3 protein-coding genes are annotated in these 2,616 nt (G+C 59.9%); all 3 read left to right on the top strand.

Features of this window, described 5'->3' with window-relative positions:
- The first annotated feature begins 263 nt into the window (after window positions 1-263).
- The 3 genes from BN1233_RS41105 (at window position 264) to BN1233_RS41095 (ending at window position 2,120) form a co-directional block, all read left to right on the top strand.
- A complete protein-coding gene (locus BN1233_RS41105) occupies window positions 264-1,151 on the top strand; it encodes a S1C family serine protease (protein ID WP_046869489.1) in 888 nt (295 codons plus the stop codon).
- Entirely contained in the window at window positions 1,148-1,528 is a 381-nt protein-coding gene (locus BN1233_RS41100) for a response regulator transcription factor (RefSeq protein ID WP_046869467.1), read from the top strand. Before BN1233_RS41105 ends, BN1233_RS41100 begins: the two co-directional genes overlap by 4 nt.
- Before the next feature lie 328 nt (window positions 1,529-1,856).
- Complete coding sequence (locus BN1233_RS41095; protein WP_046869466.1) at window positions 1,857-2,120, top strand: hypothetical protein; 264 nt, start codon at window positions 1,857-1,859, stop codon at window positions 2,118-2,120.
- The last annotated feature ends 496 nt before the right edge of the window (window positions 2,121-2,616 follow it).

The raw sequence follows: 2,616 nt of genomic DNA, 5'->3' as shown, positions 1-2,616 counted from the left end.
GCCTTCCTATGACGAAGTGATGGCGATGCTGCGCGAGCAGGATCCGACCGCCTGAATGACTGCGCACGTTGATGAATCAGTTTCGTCCGTTATTTCAGACTGCCTTCGGCTATAAGGAGTTCTGCAGCAGCCGATTATATCTGCAAAGGCTTCTCCGCGCCTTGGCGATGCCTCCCCTACGCGAGCTATCTGCCTGCCCATCTGGGGAGTAGTCGGGATCTGGCCTTGGTGGTCACATGGCTGCTCACGACGAGGAGCCTGTCATGAGCGACCCCGCTTCAAGCATCCACCTGCAGGACATCTCCGCGGCTCTTGGCAGTGTAGTCGCGAGCGTGAGCTCAAGCATCGTCGCCGTTCACTCGCACCGGTCCCGCTCGAGCGGTTTCGTCTGGCGTGCCGGTCTGATCGTCACTGCCGATGAGGCTCTGGCAGACGAGGGGGACATCGCGGCAATCTCTCCAGGAGATGAGCCCATTGCGGCTCATGTCATTGGACGTGATCCCACCACCGACATCGCCCTGCTTCGGCTCGATCGCTCCGATCTGCCACCAGCTCCGATCGCAGCCATACCGGCAGCCGTCGGCGCGCTTGCTCTGATCGTCGGCGCCGAGGAGGGCGCGCCAACGGCAGCTCTTGGGATTGTCTCCCGCGTGGCTGGACCTTGGCAGAGCCTGCGCGGCGGTGCGATCGATGCACGGCTTGAACTCGATCTCGCGATGCGCGGGCAAGCCGAAGGAGGGCTTGCGCTCAATGCTGCCGGCCAAGCGTTCGGGATGGCGGTCTTCGGGCCACGGCGGCGTGTGCTGGTCATTCCAGGTGCGACCATCGAGCGGGTTGCGGCGAAGCTCGAGCAGCACGGACGAATCTCGCGCGGCTATCTTGGGCTGGGCTTGCAGCAGGTCACGCTTCAGGGAGAAGAGGGAGTGGGCGTGATGGTGATGAGCGTCGATCTGCAGGGCCCCGGTGCTGCCGCCGGCCTGCGCCAGGGGGATGTCCTCATGACCTGGAATGGCGAGCCGCTGCGAAGTGTGTCGTCGCTCCTGCGGGCTCTCGGACCCGAGAGCGTGGGTCAGACGGTCACGCTTGGTTTGCGCCGGGCCGGAGAAGCCCGCGAGATCAGTCTGACAATCGGAGAGCGGCCACTCCGTTGAGTGAGACCCCAAGCCTCGAGCCGGTCCGGCTCGCCATCGACATTGCCGATCCTCTGCTGGCAGACCGGATTGCGGCTGTATTGGCGAGCGCACCGGGTGTTCGTCTTGTGGGCAATGGGCAAATGGCTGATGCTGTCGTGACGGTCTCGGCGCATGGTGCGACTGACCACGATGGAGGCATCTCACTCACCCCGCGGGAGCTGGAAGTCCTGAGTCTTCTGGCAGAAGGCGCCTCCAACAAGGAGATCGCCCGCCGTTTGGGCATATCCGTGCACACCGCCAAGTACCATGTCGGATCACTGCTCGACAAACTCGACGCCGTGGGACGCACCGATGCCGTGGCGCACGCGGCCCGCTTGGGGGTGATTACCCTGTGACGAGGCCAGCCAAGCACATCCCTTGTCGCTGATGTCAGAAGAGGAATAGTGCTTTCGTCAAACTCGGCTTTCTTCAAAACCTGACTGTGAAAATTTAGCAGAGACTCGCCTGATGAGTACCGGAGTTCAGCGGCGAAAAGTTCTAGCTTTCATCCATGGCGTGGAAAATGCATCTGTTGTTTCCGCTACAGGTGATGGACCAGTTCGGGGCATGGCGGGGGTACTATGGCCAATACATGCCTGTCAGCGCGTATGCAGTTCATTCCGGCGAAGTTCGCGCCGAACCGGGTGAGAATGTCTGGCTCCGGAACCTGAACCAAATCTGAACATGAGCATCGTTGCCTGGGAACGTCAGTTGGCCTGTGCAATGGAGCATGAACTCTGGCGCGAGGCTCATCAGCCTGATGGCTCCCAGGGCGATCCGATCCCCTATCTTATTGGGAAGGTCGCCTATGTCGTCCGCACGGCAACGACGCTAGAACCCTGTCGGGCGCTGCTGGTATACAATACAAGACTGGACAGTCCGCAGTTGTTCCACCATCCGTTCACCGGCGATCCGGTTTCCAACCCTTCCGCCAATAGCAAGCCGTAGACGCTAGAATCCAAGGCAAACATGCTCAAGTCTCTCGTCAATCGAACATACACTGACCTGTACGGTCCTGACTGCTCCGACGTCGTCCGGAAATTTCCAGTTGAGACGTCGTTTTATGACGACAAGGGTAATAAGCTTCAAGGTATAGAGCTTCGACTTGATCGCGAATGCTTGATTGCCCAGGTGTCGTCGGTACTCCTCAGGTTCCAACGCGACGGTGACCCAGGCACCGACAAGCTGCCATGTCACATCAATGGAATGAGAAAGGGAGATTGGGATCAGGCCGTTTATCAGCTGACCCGCTTTGACTACCTGCTTCGCCGCTACTCCGACTGGATGCCAAAATCGGCTGCGTCAGCTGCATTACTGAATTGTCCGCCGTCAGCACTCATGAGACAGCCTGGGTGAATTGAAGGCGAGAGAGTTTCTGGTTCATCGTAGCCCTTGAGGACGCGACGATGAGACAGAAGCCAGGGCCGGCCAAAGAGCCGGCCGA

Origin of the sequence: Microvirga massiliensis (assembly GCF_001006805.1) — a bacterium.
In the GTDB taxonomy this organism is placed as follows: domain Bacteria; phylum Pseudomonadota; class Alphaproteobacteria; order Rhizobiales; family Beijerinckiaceae; genus Microvirga; species Microvirga massiliensis.
Note: the sequence above shows the minus strand (reverse complement) of the source record. Positions and strands in the feature narration are given on the sequence as shown.

Bases quoted from the DNA above. Each gene is read 5' to 3' on its own strand.
- BN1233_RS41105 (WP_046869489.1), top strand. From the start codon at position 264: ATGAGCGACCCCGCTTCAAGCATCCACCTGCAGGACATCTCCGCGGCT.
- BN1233_RS41095 (WP_046869466.1), top strand. From the start codon at position 1,857: ATGAGCATCGTTGCCTGGGAACGTCAGTTGGCCTGTGCAATGGAGCAT.